Raw genomic sequence first — 22,076 nt, forward strand, 5'->3', positions numbered from 1 at the left:
AGAGGCTCAATTTTTCTTGGCCATGAGTTTTTCGATGGGCAACTTGGTGATCGCAAAACCGGCCAGCAGAATGGCCGAATACAGCATGAGGTCGCGGGAAATCGCCACGCCTTCGTACCAGGCGCCGATGATCACCGCGAACACCGGGAAGATGATGAACACGAACGAGAGGATGATCGGGCTCAGGCGCTTGAGCAGCATGAAATACACGATGAACCCGCCCACCGATGCGACCAGGCCCAGGTAGAACAGGGCGCCCCACGAACGCAGGGTGATGGCTTCGAAAGTCGGTGTTTCAAACCACAGGCCGGCGACGAACAGCATCAGCCCGGCGATCCCGATGGGCAGTGTGTTGTAAGTGATCACGCTGATCGCGCTGCCTTTTTGCTTGGTAATGACGTAGCACAAGGCATGCATGATCGCGGCGCTCAGAATCGCCAGTACCCCGAAGAACTCGGCATGGTCCAGGTGCAGGCCCTGGCTCCTGATGATCATGTAAAGGCTGCCGAAGCCGATACCGATGCCGACCACCTGGGAAAAGTAGATGCGCTCGCGCAGGAACAGCGCGGAGAAAATCAGGATGAACACCGGCATGCAACTGAACAGCAGCGCGGTGAGGCCGGACGAAACATGCATTTCGCCGTAGTTGAGCAGGTAATAGGGCACGCTGAAGTAGGACAGGGTCACGAACACGAAGAACCAACGGCTTTCCCGGGGGAACAGGATCGGCTCGCGGCGCACCATGGCAAAACACAGGAACAGCGGGAACGCGATCAGGAAGCGCAAGCCGGCGGAGGTCAGCGGCGGCACGCTCTCCACGGCGATTTTGATGCCGAGCCAAGTGGTACCCCAACTCAGGCAAACGATGAGAAACATCACACTGGTCACCAGGCCGGCCAACCACTGTTTTTGAGTTTTGGTTTTTGCAGCGTTTTCGAGAACGGCGGACATTGGCATCGTTTATTGCTTCCCTGAGCCGGAATTGAACTCTATATTGAACTTGTAATGAGTTATTTTTTTCGGCGATTGAACCCGTAAAAGCACACTATTAGGGCTAAAGATGGCTGTCAAAACAAATATTGACATGGTGTCAATTATGCGTGAGGGGTTGTCCAATGGGCAGGGCGTCAAGTACAAGCGTCTGTCCGATGTCATGGAACGGGGCATCCTCGAGGGCCTGATTGAACCGGGACGGAAACTGCCGCCCCATCGGGTACTTTCCGACAATCTGGGGGTGACCATCGGCACCATCAGCCGGGCCTACGGCGAGCTGGAACGCCTGGGGTTGGTGGTGGCACGGGTAGGTGACGGCACGTTCGTGCGCAAGCGTGGGATGGAGCGCCAACGGGATGAAGGTTTCCGCAACTTCAGCGAGGAGCCGCGCCAATACTTCGACATGAGCCGCAACATGCATATTCCGGGGCAGGAGACGGTGTTCCTGGCGCAGAGTTTCCAGACCCTGTCGACCAACGCCAAGTTTCTCCAGGACATCAGTGCCTACACGCCGGACGCCGGCCTGCCGCGTTACCGCGAAGCGGGCGCGCAGTGGCTGGTGCAGCGCGATTTTCATCCCATCCCCGAGCAGGTCATTTGCGTCAACGGCGGCCAGCACGGGTTGCTCTGCGCGATGATGGCGCTGCTGCGCGCCGGCGATACGGTGGTCACCGAACAATTGACGTATCCAGGACTGATCACCGCCGCGCGCATGCTCGGTGTGCGCCTGATCGGCCTGGAGATGGATGAAGAAGGTGTGCTGCCCGGGGCACTCGATGAAGTCTGTCGCAATCACCGGGTTTCGGCGTTGTACTGCACGCCCACCATCCAGAACCCGACCACTGCCGTGTTATCGGTCGCACGCCGCGAGGCGCTGGTCAAAGTCTGTCGTGAGCACAACCTGCTGATTCTTGAGGATGAAGCCCACGGTGTGTTGGTGGAAGACCGGCCGCCGCCCCTGAGCTATTTCGCGCCCGAGCGTACGATTTTGATCAGCAGCTTGAGCAAGGCCGTGTCGGCGGGGCTGCGTGTCGGCTATGTGCATGCGCCGCCGGCATTGGTCAGCCGTATTTCAGCGGCGCTGCGTTCGACCTGCTGGATGGCCACGCCGGTGACCTTGGAGCTGGCGACCCAGTGGATCGAGAACGGCACGGCGGAATACCTGCTGCGCCAGCAGATCAACGAGATCAGCCGGCGCAAGGCGTTGGTGCAGGACCTGTTGGCCGGCCTGGAATACCGCACGCACCTCAATAGCCCGCACTTCTGGATTGAAGTCCCGGAGCCTTGGCGCGCGTCGGAAATCGAGGCCGAACTCAAGCAGAATAATTACCTGATCGCCACCGCCGAGGCGTTTGCCGTGGGGCAGACCGCAGTGCCGCAGTTTATCCGGGCGAGTATCTGCAATACGTCGGGAGATGATCAGTTGTTGCGGGCGGGGTTTGATGCGCTGGCCACTGCGTTGGGGCAGGGCGGTGGGCGCTTCCACCTTTAGGCGGGTTCACCGAATTATCGTTCATCGTGAGCAAGCCCGCTCCCACCTTTGGAATGCATTTTCCTGTGGGCGCGGGCTTGCTCGCGATGGCGTCGGTTCAGATAAGCAGATTATTTAAAGCGGCGTTCGACGCCTTTCTCCACCAGAATTTTCGCCGAGATCTCTTCCACCGAGAAATGCGTGGAATTGATGTGCGCAATGTTCTCTCGACGGAACAGATTTTCCACTTCGCGCACCTCGAATTCGCACTGGGCATAGCTGGAGTAGCGGCTGTTGGGCTTGCGCTCGTTGCGGATGGCCGTCAGGCGGTCCGGGTCTATGGTCAGCCCGAACAGCTTGTGCGAATGCGTGCGCAGGGCGGTCGGCAGCGTCAGGTGTTCCATGTCGTCTTCGGTCAGCGGGTAGTTGGCCGCGCGGATGCCGAATTGCATGGCCATGTACAGACAAGTCGGGGTCTTGCCGCAGCGCGACACGCCCACCAGGATGATATCGGCCTTGTCGTAGTAGTGGGTGCGGGCTCCGTCGTCGTTGTCGAGGGCGAAGTTCACCGCCTCGATACGCTCCATGTAGTTGGAGTTATGCCCAATGGAATGGGACTTTCCGACGGAATAGGAGGAGTGTTCACTCAACTCTTGTTCCAGCGGCGCCAGGAAGCTCGAGAAAATGTCGATCATGAAACCATTGGACGTAGCAAGGATCTCACGAATGTCTTGATTGACGATGGTGTCGAAAATGATCGGACGAAAGCCGTCTTTTTCTGCCGCCAGATTGATTTGTTGTACCATGGCCCGCGCTTTATCCGCGTTGTCGATATACGGCCGCGTGAATTTGGCGAAAGTAACGTTTTCGAACTGCGCGAGCAGGCTTTGGCCCAGTGTTTCGGCTGTGATGCCGGTGCCGTCGGAAATAAAGAAAGCAGATCGTTTCATTTGAGCCCTGGGCCTTAAGCTGATGGCGAATCTTGGATATGATAGGCGCGATTTTGCCGTCCCTCTGTGGGCCGCATTCTCACTTATTTTCCAGGTCCAGGCCACAAGCGCTGGCGAATGCTCCTACTGAGCAGCCGGCGTCCTGAGCTTTTCCAATACAGAAAGTGGAGAGATCACCTTGGTAGAGTACGTAGTTTCCCTCGATAAGCTCGGCGTCCATGATGTGGAGCACGTAGGGGGCAAGAACGCATCCCTCGGCGAGATGATCAGTAATCTTGCAGGCGCTGGCGTCTCGGTGCCAGGTGGTTTTGCCACCACCGCCCAGGCTTACCGTGATTTTCTCGAACTGAGCGGCCTCAACGCCCAGATCCACGCCGCGCTGGACGCTCTGGACGTCGATGACGTCAACGCCCTGGCCAAGACCGGCGCCCAGATCCGTCAGTGGATCATGGAAGCCGAGTTCCCCGAGAAACTCAACGAAGAAATCCGCACGGCGTTCGCCACGCTGTCGGCCGGCAACCCGGACATGGCTGTCGCCGTGCGCTCCTCGGCCACCGCCGAAGACTTGCCCGATGCCTCTTTCGCGGGCCAGCAGGAGACCTTCCTCAACATCCGCGGCGTGGAAAACGTGATCCGCGCAGCCAAGGAAGTGTTCGCTTCGCTGTTCAACGATCGCGCCATTTCCTACCGCGTACACCAAGGTTTCGACCACAAGCTGGTGGCCCTGTCTGCCGGCGTGCAGCGCATGGTGCGTTCGGAAACCGGCACCGCCGGTGTGATGTTCACCCTGGATACCGAATCGGGCTTTCGTGACGTAGTGTTCATCACCGGCGCCTACGGCCTCGGCGAAACCGTCGTACAAGGCGCGGTAAACCCGGACGAATTCTACGTACACAAGGGCACCCTCGCAGCGGGTCGCCCGGCCATCCTGCGCCGTAACCTGGGCAGCAAGGCCATCAAGATGATTTACGGCGACGAGGCCAAGGCCGGTCGCTCGGTGAAAACCGTCGACGTGGATAAGGCCGAGCGCGCGCGCTTCTGCCTGACCGACGCTGAAGTCAGCGAGCTGGCGAAACAGGCGATGATCATCGAGAAGCACTACCAGTGCCCGATGGACATCGAGTGGGCCAAAGACGGCGACGACGGCAAGCTGTACATCGTGCAGGCGCGTCCGGAAACCGTGAAGAGCCGCACTTCGGCCAACGTCATGGAGCGCTACCTGCTCAAGGAAACCGGCACTGTGCTGGTGGAAGGCCGCGCCATCGGTCAGCGCATCGGCGCCGGCAAGGTGCGGATCATCAAGGACGTGTCCGAGATGGACAAGGTCCAGCCCGGTGACGTACTGGTCTCCGACATGACCGACCCGGACTGGGAACCCGTGATGAAGCGCGCCAGCGCCATCGTCACCAACCGTGGCGGGCGCACCTGCCACGCGGCGATCATCGCCCGTGAACTGGGGATTCCTGCGGTAGTCGGTTGCGGCAACGCCACCCAACTGCTCAAGGATGGCCAGGGTGTGACCGTATCCTGCGCCGAAGGCGATACCGGCTTTATCTTCGAAGGCGAGTTGGGCTTCGACATCAAGCAAAACTCCATCGATGCGATGCCTGACCTGCCGTTCAAGATCATGATGAACGTCGGCAACCCGGACCGTGCCTTCGACTTCGCGCAACTGCCGAACGCCGGTGTGGGCCTGGCTCGCCTGGAATTCATCATCAACCGCATGATCGGCGTCCACCCCAAGGCCCTGTTGAACTACGACGGCCTGCCGCCGGAAATCAAGGACAGCGTCGACAAGCGCATCGCTGGCTACAACGACCCGGTGGGCTTCTATGTCGAGAAGCTGGTGGAAGGCATCAGCACCCTGGCCGCGGCGTTCTACCCGAAAAAGGTCATCGTGCGTCTGTCGGACTTCAAGTCCAACGAATACGCCAACCTGATCGGCGGCAAGCTTTACGAGCCGGAAGAAGAAAACCCGATGCTGGGCTTCCGTGGCGCCTCGCGTTACATCAGCGAAGCGTTCCGTGATTGCTTCGAACTCGAGTGCCGCGCCCTCAAGCGCGTGCGCAACGAGATGGGCCTGACCAACGTCGAGATCATGGTGCCGTTCGTCCGTACCCTGGGCGAAGCGAGCCAGGTGGTGGACCTGTTGGCCGAAAACGGCTTGTCCCGTGGTGAAAACGGCCTGCGCGTGATCATGATGTGCGAGCTGCCATCCAACGCCATTCTGGCCGAAGAGTTCCTGGAGTTCTTCGACGGTTTCTCCATCGGCTCCAACGACCTGACCCAGCTGACCCTGGGCCTGGACCGCGACTCGGGGATCATCGCGCATCTGTTCGATGAGCGTAACCCTGCGGTCAAGAAGCTGCTGGCCAACGCCATTCAGGCCTGTAACAAGGCCGGCAAGTACATCGGCATTTGCGGCCAAGGCCCTTCCGATCACCCTGACCTGGCCAAATGGCTGATGGAGCAGGGCATCGAAAGCGTCTCGCTGAACCCCGATTCGGTGCTGGAAACCTGGTTCTTCCTGGCGGAAGGCCAAGCGTCCGCCTAAGGTCGACGCGTCAAAAGTGCCGGTCAATCGTCAGGTTGGCCGGCATTCTTATCTGTACAGGGCGGAACTCCTTCCGGACGCCGCCCTTTTTTGTGCAAGAGCATTATGCAAAGCAGCAGCAACCTGTTTCCCGTCGCCCTGATCAGCGCTGAACGTCGTGGCGACCTGAGTGAAGATGTGTACCGGCTCAAACCCGGCAACAGTCCCGACGGCACCGTCGAGCTGGCCGTGACGCGTCTGGGCCTGGCCGATGTCGCGCAAAACCGCGGCATCCCTGTGATTTTGTTACATGGCAGCTTTTCCAACCGGCGCTTCTGGTACTCGCCCAAGGGTGTCGGCCTGGGCGCCTACCTGGCACGCCAGGGGTTCGATGTGTGGATACCGGAAATGCGCGGCCACGGCCTGTCCAAGCGCAACCAGGACTACACCCGCAATCGGGTCGCGGACTACGCCCGCTACGATTTGCCGGCCATCGGTGCGTTCGTGCGCGAACAGAGCACGCAGATTCCCCACTGGATCGGGCATTCCCTTGGCGGCACCACCCTGGCGGCGGCCTTGGGTGGCCAGTACCTCGGTGCGCCGGCGGTGGCTTCAGTGGCGCTGTTCGGCAGCCAGGTCAGTCGCACCTACTGGCCGTTGAAAATTCCACCGCTGGAGTGGGGCGCTCGCTTGCTCCTGAAGCGCTTTGGCCAGTTGTCCGGCCCGCGGCTCAAGCGCGGCCCCGAGGACGAGCCGGTGGGCGTGATGATCGAGAGCATGCGCTGGCATGGCCTCTTCGGCCGGTTTGGCGAGGCCGGCCGTGATTGGTGGAAAGGCCTGGCGGAAGTCGACGTGCCGCTGCTGGTCGTCAGTGCCGCCGGCGACCAGCAGGACCCGGACTGGGCCTGCCGCAAGCTGTACGAACAAGTCGGCTCGGCGCCGCGGCAATACCTGCGCCTGGGGCGCCAACAAGGTTTTACCGGGGATTTCGGGCATGTGGAGATGTTGGTCAGCAAAGCGGCCCAGGCCGAGGTCTGGCCGTTGGTGGCGCAATGGCTGAAAGATCCGCTGACACCATTGTTGGGTGCTCAGGCTGATGCATTGGTCGTAGTTTGACGCAGCGCTCTGCCAAGGGCGTTTCGCTCGTCTTTGGTTGCGGCTAAGATATGACGCGTTAAATGCTTCTGGTCATATTCAGTCGCGCAGTGGCTATTGCGTAACGGCGAAACGGATGGGATGTTTTGCTGCTGCTTCGGCCGGCGCCTCTTTCGAAAGACACGTCTTTGACAGAAAGGAAATTTTCAATGAACCACTACGTCACTCCCGATCTTTGCGACGCCTACCCGGAACTGGTGCAGGTGGCCGAGCCGATGTTCAGCAACTTCGGCGGCCGCGATTCCTTTGGCGGCGAGATCGTCACCATCAAATGCTTCGAAGATAACTCCCTGGTCAAGGAGCAGGCCGACCAGCCAGGCGCCGGCAGGGTGCTGGTGGTCGACGGTGGTGGCTCCCTGCGTCGCGCGCTGCTGGGCGACATGATCGCCGAGAAAGCCGCGAAAAACGGTTGGGAAGGGCTGGTGATCTACGGTTGCATCCGGGATGTCGACGTCGTCGCCCAGACCGACCTCGGCGTGCAGGCGTTGGCCAGCCACCCGATGAAGACTGACAAGCGCGGCATTGGCGACTTGAACGTGGCAGTGACCTTTGCCGGTGTGACATTCCGTCCGGGTGAATACATCTACGCCGACAATAATGGCGTGATCGTGTCGCCCAGCCCGCTGAAAATGCCCGAATAAACCGCAATAACCGACAGGGGTGAGGATGTTCGAGGAAGAAAACGCGCAGTGGGGTCTGGTGCATGCCCTGGTGCTGGATGGTAAAGGCGGTGCGCGTTCGATTGCCCGAACTGAGCTTGACCAATTGCAACTGCAGCCCCAGGAAAGCCTGTGGCTGCATTGGGATCGCAGCCACCCGCAAACCCAGACCTGGCTGCGCAAGGCCAGTGGCTTGAGTGAGTTCGCCTGTGACCTGCTGCTGGAGGAGAACACCCGCCCGCGCCTGTTGCCGTTGCCGGACGCGGAACTCCTGCTGTTCCTGCGCGGGGTCAACCTCAACCCTGGCGCTGAGCCGGAAGACATGGTTTCGGTGCGTATCTTCGCCGCTGCCAGCCGGGTGATTTCCCTGCGTTTGCGCCCGCTGCGCGCCACCGATGAGCTGCTGGTGCAGTTGGCGGATGGCAAGGGGCCAAAAACCGCGTCTGAACTCATCCTGTATATGGCGCAGTACCTGACGCACAAAGTCCAGGACCTGGTGTCCGACCTGTCTGAAATCGTCGACGTAGAGGAAGAAAAACTCGATACCGACGAACGGTATACCCCGGAGCATGGCAGCATTTTGCAGATCCGTCGGCGAGCGGCCGGGCTCAAGCGATTCCTGGCGCCGCAGCGGGATATCTTTGCCCAACTGACGCGGATCAAATTGTCGTGGTTCTGTGATGACGATGCCGACTATTGGAACGAATTGAACAACAGCCTGACCCGCTACCTGGAAGAACTCGAATTGACCCGGGAGCGCGTGGGGCTTGTGCTGGAGGCCGAAGATCGGCGCTTGAGCATACGCATGAACCGTACAATGTACCGCTTCGGGATCATCACCGGGATCTTCCTGCCGATGAGTTTTCTGACCGGCTTGTTAGGTATCAATGTGGGGGGCATACCGTTCTCCGCCAGTCCTTATGGATTTGTGATTGCCTGCCTGTTGATGGTCTCGGTGGCGCTCGGACAATGGTGGCTATTTCGACGATTGCGCTGGGTTTGAGCTGAATATGACCTGAACGTAGGAAGGGGCCGATGTGACCTCAGGAATTTAACCCTCGTCTTTTAAAACACTTGCGAGAGGTCTTTATGCACGATCCGTTCGAACAGTCTTTGCGTGACATGCTCAATGCTTCGCCATCCAACCGGGATGACGATGCCTGCCTGGGCCGCGTGTTGAAAACCGCCAACCGTCAGGTCGGGGCGGGGGATCTGTTCGGTCTGCTCGGTCGTTGGCTGCCGGCGTTGATGATGGCCCTGAACAATGGTTCGGCCCACGTCTCGCCGGTTTCCCGTCGTAAACCTCTCGCTCGCACTGCTGATAAGGCTGATTGAATATGGAACTTGATCTCTGGACCCAGAGCCTGGTCACCGCGATGACCGCATTGTGGACCAAGGTGGCGAATTTCATTCCCAACCTGTTTGGGGCGCTGGTCCTGGTATTGCTGGGTTTTGTCGTGGCCAAGCTGCTCGACACCCTGCTGTCCAAGCTGCTCGCCAAACTCGGTCTGGACCGCTTGATGGCAGGCACCGGCCTGACCAAGCTGCTCGGCCGCGCCGGGCTGCAGGTGCCGATCTCGACCTTGATCGGCAAGATCGTTTACTGGTTCGTTTTGTTGATTTTTCTGGTTTCTGCGGCTCAATCCCTTGGCCTTGAGCGAGTTTCAGCTACGCTGGACATGCTGGCACTGTATCTACCGAAAGTATTCGGCGGCGCGCTGGTGCTTCTCGTCGGCGTTCTGCTTGCGCAATTGGCCAACGGGCTGGTACGCGGGGCCGCTGAAGGCGTCGGGCTGGACTACGCAGCAGGCCTGGGGCGAATCGCTCAGGGGCTGGTGATCATCATCAGTATTTCCGTCGCGATCAGCCAGTTGGAGGTCAAGACTGACCTGCTCAACCACGTGATTGTGATTGTTTTGATTACCGTTGGTCTGGCCGTTGCGCTGGCCATGGGTCTGGGAAGTCGGGAAATTGCCGGTCAGATTCTGGCGGGAATCTATGTGCGTGAGTTGTATCAGGTAGGGCAGCACGTGCGTGTGGGCGAGGTCGAGGGGCAAATCGAGGAGATCGGTACGGTCAAGACAACTGTGCTGACCGATGACGGCGACCTGGTGTCGCTGTCCAATCGGATTCTCCTGGAGCAGCAGGTCAGTAGCCGCTAACCCGGCAAACCCTGCTAATGTACGCCGCCGCGAACCCGGGTGACCGGGCTGTGGCGGACATTGACCTGACTGTCGGCACGACTTGTTTTGAATAAAGCCCAAACGCTGTCCACGCGCTATGACCCCCGTGAGCTCTCTGATGAGGAGTTGGTCGCGCGCGCACACACGGAGCTGTTTCACGTAACACGCGCGTACGAAGAATTGATGCGCAGATATCAACGCACTCTGTTCAACGTTTGTTCAAGGTATTTAGGGAACGATAGAGATGCTGATGATGTCTGTCAGGAAGTGATGCTCAAGGTGTTGTATGGCCTGAAGAACTTCGAGGGCAAATCGAAGTTCAAGACATGGCTCTACAGCATCACGTACAACGAGTGCATCACGCAGTATCGTAAGGAACGGCGAAAGCGTCGCTTGATGGACGCCTTGAGTCTGGACCCCCTTGAGGAGGCGTCTGAAGAAAAGACGCCGGCACCCGAGGAGAAGGGCGGACTTGATCGCTGGTTGGTGCATGTGAACCCGATTGACCGCGAAATTCTGGTGCTACGTTTTGTCGCAGAGCTGGAATTTCAGGAAATCGCTGACATCATGCATATGGGTTTGAGTGCTACAAAAATGCGTTACAAACGTGCTCTTGATAAATTACGTGAGAAATTTGCGGGCGAGACTGAAACTTAGTGCGTGGCAAATATCTCTTACGTGTAGGCAAGTTCTGTTAGACTTGTCGCCGAGTTGTCCCCCGGTTTGTGGGACTGCTTTACAATCACCAGATGGGGATTTAACGGATGAAACTGAAAAACACCTTGGGCTTGGCCATTGGTTCTCTTATTGCCGCTACTTCTTTCGGCGTTCTGGCACAAGGCCAAGGCGCAGTTGAAGGCGAGCTGTTCTACAAGAAGCAGTACAACGATAGCGTCAAACATATCGAAGACGGCTTCAACCCAGGCGCTCGCATTGGTTATTTCCTGACCGACGACCTGTCGTTGAACTTGTCCTACGACAAGACCAACCACACCCGTTCGAACGACGGTACCGGTAGCCAGAAGATCAAAGGCGATACCAGCAGCCTCGTGGCCCAGTATCACTTCGGTCAAGCTGGCGTCGACTCCCTGCGTCCATACGTAGAAGGCGGTGTCGGTCACCAGAGCCGTGGCAACGTTCGTGCTGATGGCCACAGCGGTCGCGACCAAACTACCCAGCTCATCGCTGGTACTGGCGTGAAGTACTACTTCACCAACAACCTGTACGCTCGTGCCGGTGTTGAAGCTGACTACGCACTGGACAACGGCAAGTGGGATTACTCCGCACTGGTCGGCCTGGGTGTGAACTTCGGCGGTAACGCTGGCGCAGTTGCTCCAGCTCCTACCCCAGCACCAGCTCCAGAGCCAGTTGCAGAGCCAGAAGCTCCGGTTGCTCAGGTTGTTCGTGTTGAGCTGGACGTTAAGTTCGACTTCGACAAGTCGGTTGTTAAGCCTAACAGCTACAGCGACGTGAAAAACCTGGCTGACTTCATGGCTCAGTACCCAGCTACCCACGTAGAAGTGGCTGGTCACACTGACTCCGTGGGTCCAGACGCCTACAACCAGAAGCTGTCCCAGCGTCGTGCTGACGCTGTTAAGCAAGTTCTGGTTAAAGACGGCGTAGCACCTAGCCGCATCACCTCGGTAGGTTACGGCGAATCCCGCCCAGTTGCTGACAACGCAACTGAAGCTGGTCGCGCTATCAACCGTCGCGTAGAAGCTGCTGTTGAAGCTCAAGCTGCTCAGTAATTACTGAGTAGTAGAAAAAAACCCGGCTTCGGCCGGGTTTTTTTTCGCCTGGAGTTTGCCTCAGGCGCTGGCTGCCGCTGCGACGCTCGCTGCTTGCGAGGTGGCGGCGACACTGCCGATCACCAGGATCGCCGGGCTCTTCAGGGCGAACGCCTGCGCATCCTCGTGCATCTGCGACAAATGGCTACGGCACTCCCGCTGCTGCGGCAATGAGGCATTTTCGATCATCGCCACGGGCATATCCGCGGCCATCCCGCCTTCCAGCAACTGCTGACGAAGCTCTTCCAGCTTCGCCACTCCCATATAGATCACCAGCGTCGTCCCGCCTTCCGCCAGCGCGCGCCAATTAAGGCTGCTGTCGTCCTGGGTGTGCGCTGTGACCAGCGTCACGCCGCGGCTGACACCACGCAAGGTCAGTGGAATCGCGCAGTTCGTCGCGCCCGCCAGCCCGGCTGTGATCCCGTTGACCAACTCGACTTCGACGCCGCGTTCGCGCAGCCACATCGCCTCTTCGCCACCGCGCCCGAAAATGCACGGGTCGCCGCCCTTGAGCCGTACCACGCACTTGCCCTGGCGGGCGTAGCGCAACATCAGGCGGTGGATGAAGTCCTGCGGCGTTGAGCGGCAGCCCCCACGCTTGCCGACGGTGATCACCCGCGCTGCCGTGCAGTGTTCCAGTACCTGCGGGTTGACCAGATCATCGATCAGCACCACATCGGCGCAGTTCATCGCCCGAACCGCCTTGAGGGTCAACAGCTCCGGGTCGCCAGGGCCCGCGCCCACCAGCCAGACTTTTGCGTTCATGTGTTTTCCCTCGTCTAGAGATGACGTCAGCGGTGAAAGAGTAAGTAAAGAAGCGCCAGATTGATCAGCATCGAGAGCAACCCCAGGGTGCGCCAGACCTTCAAGGGTTCCCGCTCCAGCAACGGCCGGGGGCGGACACTCAGTTCCCGTCGGTCTGCCTGCTCCAGCACCAGCAGCCATTCTTCGGCGGTTTCATAACGTTGTGCAGGTTGAGCCGCCACCGCGCGCTCGAGGCTGAGTGGTAACCAGTCCGGCAGGTCGGGGCGGTAGCGGCTGGCGCTGACCGGTTGGGTGAATCTGGGCCGTTGGAAAGCCTCAATTTCACCGTAGGGGTAATGCCCAGTCAGCAAGTAATACAGGCTGACACCTACGCTGTATAAGTCTTGTTGGGCTGTGGGACGGTCGCCCTGGAACGCTTCGGGCGCGATAAAGCTTGGTGTGCCGGGCAGTACATGCGCGCGATCCTCGGAGAGACCCGGGCAGTAGGCCAGGCCGAAATCCAGTACGCGCAACTCACCATCGTCACCCAGCAGCAGGTTCTCCGGTTTGATGTCACGGTGCAGTATTTGCCGACGATGCAACAGGCCCACCGCCCGCAGCAAGCGTTCGGCCACGAATTGCCATTGCGCCAGGGGCAATGGGCCCTGTTGCAGGAATAATTGCGCCAGGGTTTGCCCCGGATATTCACGCATCACGTAGTACAAGTGCTGACGCCCGCTGGCCGCGTGGACTTCAGGAAACGCGCGCCCGGCCACCCGCCGCAGAAACCATTCCTCCGACAGCAAGGCTTGACCGGCGTCGTTGTCATCGTCACGGCTGAGGGGCAGGGTTTTCAGCAACCAGGGTTGCTGCTGGGCATCGCGGACCCGGTACAGCAACGATTGGCGGCTTTGCGCCAATACGCTTTCCACCTGCCAGCCTTCGAACTGTTGCCCGGCTTTCAGCGCGGGTGGCAGCGGCCATTGCTGCAATTGCACCAGCGCGTCGCCCAGGGTCGCGGCGCCGAGTTTATCGATGCGTACCAGTAGGGCACTGGCGTTGTCCTGGCTGCCGGCCAGGTGTGCGGCGGTGACCAGGGTGTGTACCGCCAGATCGAGGTCGGTCTGCTCGCGCAGGATCGCACTGATGCTGTGATCACCCAAAGTCGCCCACACCCCATCGCTGAGCAGCAGGAAGCATTCGCCCTCGCGCAATTGGCCGTCGAGAAAATCCAGCACCAGGTGTTGATCCAGGCCGAGCGCGCGCTTGAGCACATGCTGCATACCCGGCTGTTCCCATACATGATCTTCGCTGATGCGCTGCAATTCGCCGTCCAGCCAGCGATACGCCCGGCAGTCGCCGACGTGGGCCAAGGTGAAGCGTTGCCCGCGAAACACCAGGGCACTGAGGGTGGTCAGCAACGGCTGGCCACCGCCATTGGCCCGCAGCCAGCGATTCTGCGCCAGCAATAGACGTTCGAGCGCCTGGGCCACGCCCCAGGTTTGCGGTGTGGCGTAGTAGTCCAGGGCCAACGCCTGCAAGGTCGAGCGTGCGGCCAGACCGCCGTCGGCGCATTGGCTGACACCGTCGGCGATGGCGCACAGGTAACCCTTGCTCGCGGCCAGCTCTGCCAGGGGCGTGACCACGCGCAGGGCGTCCTGGTTCTCGGCGCGCGGGCCGATGGCGCTGGCCTGGGCGACGCTCAGGTGCAGGCTCATCAGACGCGCGCGGCGGTCACGGCAGCCGAGCCCCAGGTGGTTCTCCAGCGGCGCTTGACGCCGTGCAGGCCGAACCAGGCCAGTACGCCGAGGCTGGCGAACAACCACAGGGCCAGTTGATAGCTGCCGGTGCTTTGTTTGATCGCACCCATGCCCGCCGCCAGGGCGAAGCCGCCGATACCGCCGGCCATGCCGATCAGGCCGGTCATTACGCCGATCTCACGGCGGAAACGCTGGGGCACCAACTGGAACACCGCACCATTACCGGCGCCAAGGCCGAGCATGGTGCAGACGAACAGTGCCAGGGCCGCGTAGGAGCTGGGCAAGTTGAAACCCACCGCAGCGATGCAGATCGCCGCCACGCTGTACATGCCCAGCAACGTGCGAATCCCGCCGAAACGGTCGGCCAGGGCGCCGCCGAGTGGGCGCATCAGGCTACCGCCGAACACGCAGGCGGCGGTGTAGTAGCCGGCGGTCACCGGGCTCAGGCCGTATTGGTCGTTGAAGTAGCCGGGCAGGGCGCTGGCCAGGCCGATGAAGCCGCCGAAGGTCACGCTGTAGAAAAACATGAACCACCAGCTGTCACGGTCGCCGAGGGCCTTGAAGTAGTCGGCCATGGATTTGGCCTTCGGGCGTTCGGGGGCATTGCGCGCAAGCCAGGCGAAGATGATCAGGGTCAGGATCAACGGAATCAGGGCGAAACCGAACACATTGCTCCAGCCGAACGCCGCTGCAAGCACCGGTGCCAGTATGGCTGCGAACACAGTGCCCGAGTTGCCAGCGCCGGCGATGCCCATGGCTTTGCCCTGGTGCTCCGCGGGATACCACTGGGACGCCAACGGTAGGGCGACCGCGAAGGACGCTCCGGCCATCCCCAGGCACAGCCCCAGCAACAGGGCTTGTTCATAGCTGTGGATGCCGAGTTTCCAGGCGCCGAAGAGTGCGGCGATCACAATCACCTGGCCGATCAGCCCGGCGGTCTTGGGCGAGAGTCTGTCCGCCAGCATGCCCATCAGAAAACGCAGCACCGCGCCTGCCAGGATGGGGGTCGCCACCACCAGGCCGCGTTGTTGCGTGGTCAGGTGCAGGTCGGCGGCGATCTGCACCGCCAGCGGGCCCAGTAGGTACCAGACCATGAAGCTCAGGTCGAAATACAGGAACGCGGCAAACAGGGTCGGGGTGTGCCCGGATTTCCAGAAGCTTGATTTCATCACGCACCTCAACGGTTGGGAGTCTTGTAAGAAGGCCTGGTGATGGAACAGCCGGCTACGGCCGCCCCACCGGCCCCGTGTCAAAGGGCCAAAACAAAAAAACGCCGCCACCGGGTCCGCGAGGGCAAACCGGGTGTGCGACGTCTTTGTCGTGAAGGGGCAACCGCCGTTGGTTACCTGTGTTGAATACTTAGCAAGTCCTGGGCCAATCTGCCGTAGCCGCTGTCGAGGAGGGTTAGCCCAGCAACTCGCTCATGGCGATGATCTGCTCCGCCACCTGGATCAGTTTCTGCTGGCGGCTCATGGCCTGGCGGCGCATCAGGGTGTAGGCCTCTTCCTCGTTGCAGTTCTTCATTTTCATCAGCATGCCTTTGGCCAGTTCGATGCGCTTGCGCTCGGCCAGCTGTTGATCGCGGGCCTGCAGCTGGGCGCGTAGAGCCTGGTCGCTTTCGAAGCGGGCCATGGCCACGTCGAGGATCGGCTGCAGGCGTTGGGCCTGGATACCTTCGACAATGTAGGCGCTGACGCCGGATTTGATGGCCTGGCGCATGACGTCCGGGTCGTGTTCGTCGGTAAACATCACGATCGGACGCGGTCGGTCGCGGCTGACCAGCACCACTTGCTCCATCACATCGCGGCCGGGTGACTCGGTATCGATCAGGATTACGTCCGGCCGCACCGTTTCGACGCGCGCAGGCAGATCGATGGTCAGGCCCGACTCATCGATCACCTCAAACCCGGCCTCGGTCAGTGCCGCCTTGAGGCGCCCGACCTTGCGCGGTGTGTCGTTGATCAACAGGATTCGCAACATATCGGTCCTCCTGTCAGCGCAAGGCGTGGCGGCTGGTGTGGTCGGCCAGGGCATGGAGGCGGAAGCTGCGGGCGTAGGCGGCGGGGGCGGAGCCATCCCAGATCTTGCCGTCGATCAGTTGGCTGCTGCGCATGTCCTGGGCGTTCGCGGTGACACCGACGGCATCGGCTGCCTGGCGATACAGCTCCAGTTGCTGCACTTGGCGGGCAATGCCGAGGTAGTCCGGGTCTTCGCGCAACAGGCCCCAGCGGCGAAACTGGGTCATGAACCACATGCCGTCGGAGAGGTAGGGCACGTTCACCTCGCCATCGGCGAAAAAGCGCAGTGCGTGGGGATCTTGCCACTGGTTGCCAAGCCCATCGTCGTAAGTCCCGAGCAGACGCGGCTCGATGCAGTCGAGTGGCGCGTCGAGGTACTCGCGGGCGCTGAGCAGCTGCGCGGTGGAACGGCGGTTTTCGTGGCTCGCCTCGATAAAGCGGCTGGCCTCCAGAATCGCCATCACCAGTACGCGGGCGGTGTTGGGGTATTGGTCGACGAACGCTTGGGTGCAGCCGAGCACCTTTTCCGGGTGGTCCGGCCAGATCGCCTGGCTGGTCGCCAGGGTGAAGCCCTGGTTCTGCTTCACTGCACTGGCGCTCCAGGGTTCGCCGACACAAAAACCGTCGATGCGCCCGGCCAATAGGTGCGCCACCATTTGCGGCGGCGGTACCACCACACTGTTCACATCCTGCAATGGATGGATACCTTGGCTCGCCAGCCAGTAATACAGCCACATGGCGTGGGTGCCTGTGGGAAACGTCTGGGCGAAGGTCAGTTTTGTTCGGCTTTGGTGCACGTGGCGATCCAGTGCCTCAGGAGTGACCACCCCTTGCTGTTGCAGGTCGTGGGACAGGTTGATGCTCTGCCCGTTCTGGTTCAGCCCCATCAGTACCGCCATATCGGTGGCGGCCACGCCGCCGATGCCCAGGTGTACGGCGTAGATCAGCCCATACAGGCTGTGGGCGGCATCCAGTTCGCCGCTGACCAGTTTGTCGCGCAGGTTGGCCCACGACGATTGACGCTTGAGGTTCAGTGTCAAGCCATAGGGTTGCGCGAAGCCCTGGGTGGCCGCGACCACCAGCGAGGCGCAATCGCTCAAGGCCATGAAGCCCAGGTCGAGGCTGCTCTTTTCCGGGGCGTCACTGCCGTTGACCCAAGCCAGCGGGTCGTTTATCGGGCTGTTGCCGTCCGAATCGTTCATCAACACCTACCTTTTCGTTCAAAAAAAAGCGTCGCTCCCTCAGATGGCGGCGCGAGCCATTGCGGGTAACGACGCCTTTGTCCGTAAGCCCGCTCCGACGTTGGCGCGCGCTCTGATACAGAGTGCATAGCAAGGCACATGCCACGGGCGGAACGGCGTGTTACGCCGTCAACTTTCCATCAAGATTGAAACGCCACAGGCTTTCAGTATGGCCGCTTCCCTATGCCAGACTGCCCAGGAAACCCCACGGTGTACGCTGATTCTCCGACAACGATGGCCGCCCATCGGCTGTGCCGCTGGCTGTTTTACGCGGTGTTGATGCTGGGCTGTGCGTCTGCCCGGGGTGAGACTTACCAGGCGCGGGACGAAAGCCTGCACACGTTTTTCAGCGCGTTGTCGCTGCCTCTTGGCCTGCCGGTCGTTGTCAGCCGGTCGGCGGCTCGGCAACGCGTTGACGGAACCTACGATTTCAGCCGGGCACAGCAGGTGCTGGAGGCGGTAGCCGAGCAGCATCACCTGATCTGGTACAGCGACGGGCAGGTGCTCTACCTCTACGCAGCAGATGAAGCGAAGAGCTCGGCGGTGACGCTGCGGCATATTTCCGTCTCAAGGCTGCGCGAGTTCATGCGTCGCTCGGGGCTCGATGAGTCCCGCTACCCGCTGCGGGAGAGCGGGGGCCGGATGTTCTATGTGTCCGGGCCGGCGAACTATGTCGACCAGGTGCTGCACCTTACGCAATTGATGGACCGCCAGCGGGCCGCGCTCCGTGTGGGCCAGCAGGCGTTTGGCGTGGTGCAGGTGCTCAATACCCATGTGGCGGACCGCGAGTACGTCATGGGCGAGGAAAAGGTCAATGTGCCGGGCATGGCGTCGCTGATCGAGACCGTGCTTTCCCGCGAACAACAGGCCCCCGCGCAACGGCCGCCCGGCTTGCTGGCCGACCAGAGCCTGGCCGTGATTCCTTACCCGGATACCAACAGCCTGCTGATCAAGGGCAAGCCTGCTCAGGTGCGTTTTATCGAGCAATTGGTGGCGGAGCTGGATGTGCCCAAGCGCGCGATCGAGGTTTCGCTGTGGCTGGTGGACGTGGACCGTGACGAACTGAAGAAAATCGACCAGGCCTGGGCCGAGGAAACCCACACATCAACTTCGGCGACCCGGGTGCTGGAGCCGTTGGAGGACAATCGCCTGATGGCGCAGATCGCCGTGCTGGAGCGACGACGGCGCGCGCGGGTGGTGACACTGCCGGTGATTCTCACCCAGGAGAACGTTCCTGCGGTGTTCCAGGATAACCACACACTCTACGTGCCGGGGCCCGCCGCCGCTCGCACCGACTGGAAACCCATACGCTATGGCACCCAGGTCAGCGCGTTGCCGCGGTTTGCCGAGGCGAACGAGATCGAGATGCTGCTGAGCCTTGAGGATGACCGCCAGATGGGCGAGGCGGGGCGGCGTCAGAAAATGACCGCGGTCGGGCGGGTCAGCGTCAGCAGTGTCGTTCGGATGCCGCAGGGGAAACGCCTGTGGTTGGGCGGGTTTCGCCGGGATGTTGATGCGCAGGGGCGTGCCACTGCGCGTGGCCAGCGTGCCGAAGTACGGCTGTTTGTGATTCAGGCCCGGGCCGTGGGCAACGAGCTCAAGACCCTGGATGGCACCGTCGGGCCGCCACCGCTGACTCAGCCGCAATACGAACGGGTGCAACGTGCGTTTGTGCGGTCGATTCGCGATGTCGATCAATGAGGTAGGCGCTCGTCATGCATCTGGAAATTCTTTTGCAGGAACAACTGATCACGCGCAAGCGGCTGGCGTTGTTTGCACCGGGGAAAGTGCTGCCGCTGGCACCGGAGGTCATCCATTGCGTGGAAGTGCGCGTCAACGGCCAGTTACTGGCTCTGGGCGAATTGGTGCAGTTGGAAGACCGCCTGGGGGTTGAGCTGCTTGAGGTCTACCAGGAGTGGGTATCGCCTTAGTTATCAGTTCCAGTGAGATTTCTTACAAGGCGATTCCGGAAAGCCCTGCTGATATGGGCTTTCTCCTAGGGTGGCTCGGGGAGGCTTTTTTTATAGTCGTGCAGTCGGCGTATGCGCCATTTCTGGAAATCAGGATTTCAATGTCAGTGGTTGGATGCAGAGGTGTGTATGGCCGTGGTGAATGATGGAGGGATGACGATTTCCCTGGTCTTTGGCCGCTGGACCCTGCATGGCGATGGACGCTTGACCGGCGAGGGCGTGGATATCCAGTTGCCGCCCAAGGAATGGCAAGTGCTGCGCTTGTTGTTGGTGTCCGGTGGTGCGCTGATGACCAAAGACTGTTTGCTTGAAATGGCTTGGCGCCAGGGGGAGGTGTCGGAGGAATCGCTGACACGCTGCATTTATTCGTTGCGTAAACATCTGCGCGCCGACAAAGGGTTTATCAAGACGATCTATGGCAGGGGCTATCGCTTTACATGCCCGGTGCGGCCAGCCGAGCGCGCCTCATTGCCGCCCATCGCCGTTTGTTCGGCCTGTGGCAGGTAGCCCCGTGATGCGCAATGCGTGGCGCAAGGGCCTGTTGCTGGTGGTGCTGATGGGCAGCAATAAGGCGCTGGCGTATTGTTGGGATGAGGTGGCCAGTCGCTACGATCTTGAGCCGGAATTGCTGCAGGCCATTGCCGCCGTAGAGTCGGGTTACCGTGCGGGCGCGATGAATTACAACAATCGCAACGGCACCCGCGATATCGGTCTGATGCAGATCAACAGCATTCACTTGCCCCGCTTGCTCAAATTAGGCATCACCGAAGACCGGCTGTTGAGTGAGCCGTGCCTGTCAGTAGAGGTCGGGGCCTCGATTCTTGCCGAGTTCGTTCAGCGCTTCGGCTATAACTGGACGGCCATCGGCGCCTACAACGCAGGCCCGGGGCCTGGTCCACAGCGTGAGGCGTTGCGCTTGCAGTACGCACAGAAGGTCTGGGCCCGCTATGAAGCGTTGGTCGCGCATCGCTACTGACGATTGGGCGGCACGCCTCGCACGCAGGCCGCCAGCCCGGCTATAATCGCCGCCACTTATCGCCGCCATCCGAGTCTAGCCCGCCCATGTATACCCTGGCCCGCCAGCTGTTGTTCAAACTCTCCCCGGAGACTTCCCATGATCTGTCCCTGGACCTGATCGGTGCCGGTGGCCGCCTGGGGCTCAATGGCCTGGTATGCAAGGCGCCGGCGAAAATGCCGGTTTCGGTGATGGGGCTCGACTTTCCCAACCCTGTCGGGCTGGCTGCCGGCCTGGACAAGAACGGTACGGCCATCGATGGCTTTGCGCAGTTGGGTTTTGGTTTCGTCGAAATCGGCACCGTGACCCCGCGCCCTCAACCAGGCAACCCCAAGCCGCGCATCTTTCGCCTGCCGGAGGCTGAGGCGATCATCAACCGCATGGGCTTCAACAACCTCGGTGTCGATCACCTGCTGTCGCGGGTCCAGGCGGCGAAGTACAAGGGCGTCCTCGGGATCAATATCGGCAAGAATTTCGACACGCCGGTGGAGCGCGCGGTGGATGACTACCTGATCTGCCTGGACAAGGTCTACGCCCACGCCAGCTACGTCACGGTGAACGTCAGCTCGCCCAACACCCCGGGTCTGCGCAGCCTGCAGTTCGGTGATTCCCTCAAGCAATTGCTCGAAGCCTTGCGCTTGCGCCAAGAAGACCTCGCCGTGCGCCATGGCAAGCGTGTGCCGTTGGCGATCAAGATCGCCCCGGACATGACGGATGAAGAAACCGTGCTGGTCGCCCAGGCCCTGGTGGAGTCAGGCATGGATGCGGTGATTGCCACCAACACCACCCTCAGCCGTGTCGGTGTTGAAGGCCTGGCCCATGGTGACGAAACGGGCGGCTTGTCGGGCGCTCCGGTGCGTGACAAAAGCACGCACATCGTCAAGGTGCTGGCCGCCGAGCTGGCCGGGCGCTTGCCGATCATCGCGGTCGGCGGTATCACCGAAGGCAAGCACGCGGCCGAGAAGATCGCCGCTGGCGCGAGCCTGGTGCAGCTGTATTCCGGCTTTATCTACAAAGGCCCGGCGCTGATTCGCGAGGCGGTGGACGCGATCGCGGCATTGCCCAAAAAGGCCTGACACACGTCCAATAAAAAGGGCTCCTCAAGAGGAGCCCCTGGGCCGAAGCCCGCCGCCTGGATAGGGCGTGCGTGGTTAAGTCGTTAGCTATATTCGTGCTGGTGTCGGAATTGAATGCCCTTGATTAGCCGACCGCGTGAAGTTCGTTGAGTCTGTGGATGCCCGCAGTGCCTGTCATACCGTCCCAGTTGTCGCCGCGTCCTTCTCGCCAGCCGTTGATCCAGGCTTGGCGTACCGACGGTAGAGTAAATGGGCAAAGCTCACGGGATTTGCCATGAACGCCGTATTGATATCCGCGTAAAAATGCTCTTTCCAACGGATCACGCTTAAGTCTTCTCATAGGGTGTTTCCCTCACTTGTTGACTGTCTTGATATCCTTCGGCCTCGTCTGAGGCCGGGCAGAGTTTTTCTGCCGTTGGTGCGGCCCGCTGCCGGCGTGGCGAGCCAATGTGCCAGCGTCGTTGTGGCGCTGACCTGTGTTGAGTTCTAACCAATAGGTCACATGGATTCAATGATCGTTT

Annotated in this window: 22 protein-coding genes; 14 read left to right on the forward strand and 8 right to left on the reverse strand. The window is 60.6% G+C overall.

The genetic code is table 11. The features are described from left to right. Positions 1-6 precede the first annotated feature (6 nt). Positions 7-900 (reverse strand): DMT family transporter, encoded by an 894-nt coding sequence (locus INT12_RS03070; protein WP_162231523.1) that lies wholly within the window; start codon positions 898-900, stop codon positions 7-9. Positions 901-1,060: 160 nt separating this feature from the next. Here INT12_RS03070 and INT12_RS03075 point away from each other — a divergent pair, with 160 nt between their 5' ends. After that, a complete protein-coding gene (locus INT12_RS03075; RefSeq protein WP_046489386.1) occupies positions 1,061-2,485 on the forward strand; it encodes a PLP-dependent aminotransferase family protein in 1,425 nt (474 codons plus the stop codon). Positions 2,486-2,595: 110 nt separating this feature from the next. On the opposite strand, the gene INT12_RS03080 is transcribed toward INT12_RS03075, so the two are convergent. Then, positions 2,596-3,414 (reverse strand): pyruvate, water dikinase regulatory protein, encoded by an 819-nt coding sequence (locus INT12_RS03080; RefSeq protein ID WP_017845204.1) that lies wholly within the window; start codon positions 3,412-3,414, stop codon positions 2,596-2,598. Between the two features lie 178 nt (positions 3,415-3,592). Here INT12_RS03080 and ppsA point away from each other — a divergent pair, with 178 nt between their 5' ends. The 8 genes from ppsA to INT12_RS03120 all read left to right on the forward strand — a co-directional run bounded on the left by ppsA (position 3,593) and on the right by INT12_RS03120 (position 11,692). Continuing rightward, positions 3,593-5,968: a phosphoenolpyruvate synthase gene (ppsA, locus tag INT12_RS03085; RefSeq protein WP_026139809.1), complete on the forward strand. Its 2,376-nt coding sequence runs from the start codon at positions 3,593-3,595 to the stop codon at positions 5,966-5,968. A gap of 105 nt (positions 5,969-6,073) precedes the next feature. Continuing rightward, positions 6,074-7,063 carry an alpha/beta fold hydrolase gene (locus INT12_RS03090; RefSeq protein ID WP_126585503.1) on the forward strand — a complete coding sequence of 330 codons (990 nt, stop codon included), beginning with the start codon at positions 6,074-6,076 and terminating at the stop codon, positions 7,061-7,063. A gap of 188 nt (positions 7,064-7,251) precedes the next feature. Next, complete coding sequence (gene rraA / locus INT12_RS03095; RefSeq protein ID WP_193039800.1) at positions 7,252-7,743, forward strand: ribonuclease E activity regulator RraA; 492 nt, start codon at positions 7,252-7,254, stop codon at positions 7,741-7,743. A 25-nt stretch (positions 7,744-7,768) separates the two neighbouring features. Further along, positions 7,769-8,764: a zinc transporter ZntB gene (locus tag INT12_RS03100; protein WP_102617606.1), complete on the forward strand. Its 996-nt coding sequence runs from the start codon at positions 7,769-7,771 to the stop codon at positions 8,762-8,764. An 86-nt stretch (positions 8,765-8,850) separates the two neighbouring features. Beyond that, positions 8,851-9,096 carry a hypothetical protein gene (locus INT12_RS03105; RefSeq protein ID WP_005790375.1) on the forward strand — a complete coding sequence of 82 codons (246 nt, stop codon included), beginning with the start codon at positions 8,851-8,853 and terminating at the stop codon, positions 9,094-9,096. A 2-nt stretch (positions 9,097-9,098) separates the two neighbouring features. Further along, positions 9,099-9,923, forward strand: coding sequence for a mechanosensitive ion channel family protein (locus INT12_RS03110; RefSeq protein WP_017845209.1), 825 nt, complete (start codon positions 9,099-9,101; stop codon positions 9,921-9,923). A gap of 87 nt (positions 9,924-10,010) precedes the next feature. Next, positions 10,011-10,601, forward strand: coding sequence for an RNA polymerase sigma factor SigX (gene sigX / locus INT12_RS03115; RefSeq protein ID WP_017845210.1), 591 nt, complete (start codon positions 10,011-10,013; stop codon positions 10,599-10,601). 107 nt (positions 10,602-10,708) lie between these two features. After that, on the forward strand, positions 10,709-11,692 hold the full coding sequence (locus tag INT12_RS03120; RefSeq protein WP_017845211.1) for an OmpA family protein: 984 nt from the start codon (positions 10,709-10,711) through the stop codon (positions 11,690-11,692). A 60-nt stretch (positions 11,693-11,752) separates the two neighbouring features. Here the strand turns inward: INT12_RS03120 and cobA are convergent, their stop codons facing one another. The 5 genes from cobA to INT12_RS03145 form a co-directional block, all read right to left on the reverse strand. Continuing rightward, positions 11,753-12,496, reverse strand: coding sequence for a uroporphyrinogen-III C-methyltransferase (cobA, locus tag INT12_RS03125; RefSeq protein WP_017845212.1), 744 nt, complete (start codon positions 12,494-12,496; stop codon positions 11,753-11,755). Between the two features lie 26 nt (positions 12,497-12,522). Continuing rightward, a complete protein-coding gene (locus INT12_RS03130; protein WP_108524765.1) occupies positions 12,523-14,193 on the reverse strand; it encodes a bifunctional protein-serine/threonine kinase/phosphatase in 1,671 nt (556 codons plus the stop codon). Next, the gene (locus tag INT12_RS03135; RefSeq protein WP_017845214.1) at positions 14,193-15,404 is read right to left on the reverse strand and encodes a nitrate/nitrite transporter; all 1,212 of its coding nucleotides are present in this window, start codon (positions 15,402-15,404) and stop codon (positions 14,193-14,195) included. The genes INT12_RS03130 and INT12_RS03135 overlap by 1 nt, the downstream gene beginning before the upstream one ends. Before the next feature lie 235 nt (positions 15,405-15,639). Next, complete coding sequence (locus INT12_RS03140; protein ID WP_017845215.1) at positions 15,640-16,215, reverse strand: ANTAR domain-containing response regulator; 576 nt, start codon at positions 16,213-16,215, stop codon at positions 15,640-15,642. Positions 16,216-16,228: 13 nt separating this feature from the next. Then, on the reverse strand, positions 16,229-17,455 hold the full coding sequence (locus INT12_RS03145) for a CmpA/NrtA family ABC transporter substrate-binding protein (RefSeq protein ID WP_079444505.1): 1,227 nt from the start codon (positions 17,453-17,455) through the stop codon (positions 16,229-16,231). A gap of 273 nt (positions 17,456-17,728) precedes the next feature. Here INT12_RS03145 and sctC point away from each other — a divergent pair, with 273 nt between their 5' ends. From sctC to INT12_RS03170, 5 genes are all read left to right on the forward strand, one after another. Continuing rightward, entirely contained in the window at positions 17,729-19,195 is a 1,467-nt protein-coding gene (gene sctC / locus INT12_RS03150) for a type III secretion system outer membrane ring subunit SctC (protein WP_193058768.1), read from the forward strand. 14 nt (positions 19,196-19,209) lie between these two features. Next, positions 19,210-19,425, forward strand: a complete 216-nt coding sequence (locus INT12_RS03155) for a FliM/FliN family flagellar motor switch protein (protein WP_017845218.1) — start codon at positions 19,210-19,212, stop codon at positions 19,423-19,425. Between the two features lie 168 nt (positions 19,426-19,593). Next, positions 19,594-19,971, forward strand: a complete 378-nt coding sequence (locus INT12_RS03160) for a winged helix-turn-helix domain-containing protein (RefSeq protein ID WP_026139810.1) — start codon at positions 19,594-19,596, stop codon at positions 19,969-19,971. A 7-nt stretch (positions 19,972-19,978) separates the two neighbouring features. After that, complete coding sequence (locus INT12_RS03165; protein WP_193039801.1) at positions 19,979-20,440, forward strand: transglycosylase SLT domain-containing protein; 462 nt, start codon at positions 19,979-19,981, stop codon at positions 20,438-20,440. An 86-nt stretch (positions 20,441-20,526) separates the two neighbouring features. Beyond that, entirely contained in the window at positions 20,527-21,555 is a 1,029-nt protein-coding gene (locus INT12_RS03170; RefSeq protein ID WP_017845221.1) for a quinone-dependent dihydroorotate dehydrogenase, read from the forward strand. Positions 21,556-21,679: 124 nt separating this feature from the next. Here INT12_RS03170 and rmf read toward each other — a convergent pair whose 3' ends face one another. Beyond that, positions 21,680-21,895, reverse strand: coding sequence for a ribosome modulation factor (gene rmf, locus INT12_RS03175; protein WP_002553055.1), 216 nt, complete (start codon positions 21,893-21,895; stop codon positions 21,680-21,682). Positions 21,896-22,076: the final 181 nt, after the last annotated feature.

Origin of the sequence: Pseudomonas sp. K8, assembly GCF_014889455.1 — a bacterium.
In the GTDB taxonomy this organism is placed as follows: Bacteria; Pseudomonadota; Gammaproteobacteria; order Pseudomonadales; family Pseudomonadaceae; genus Aquipseudomonas; species Aquipseudomonas veronii.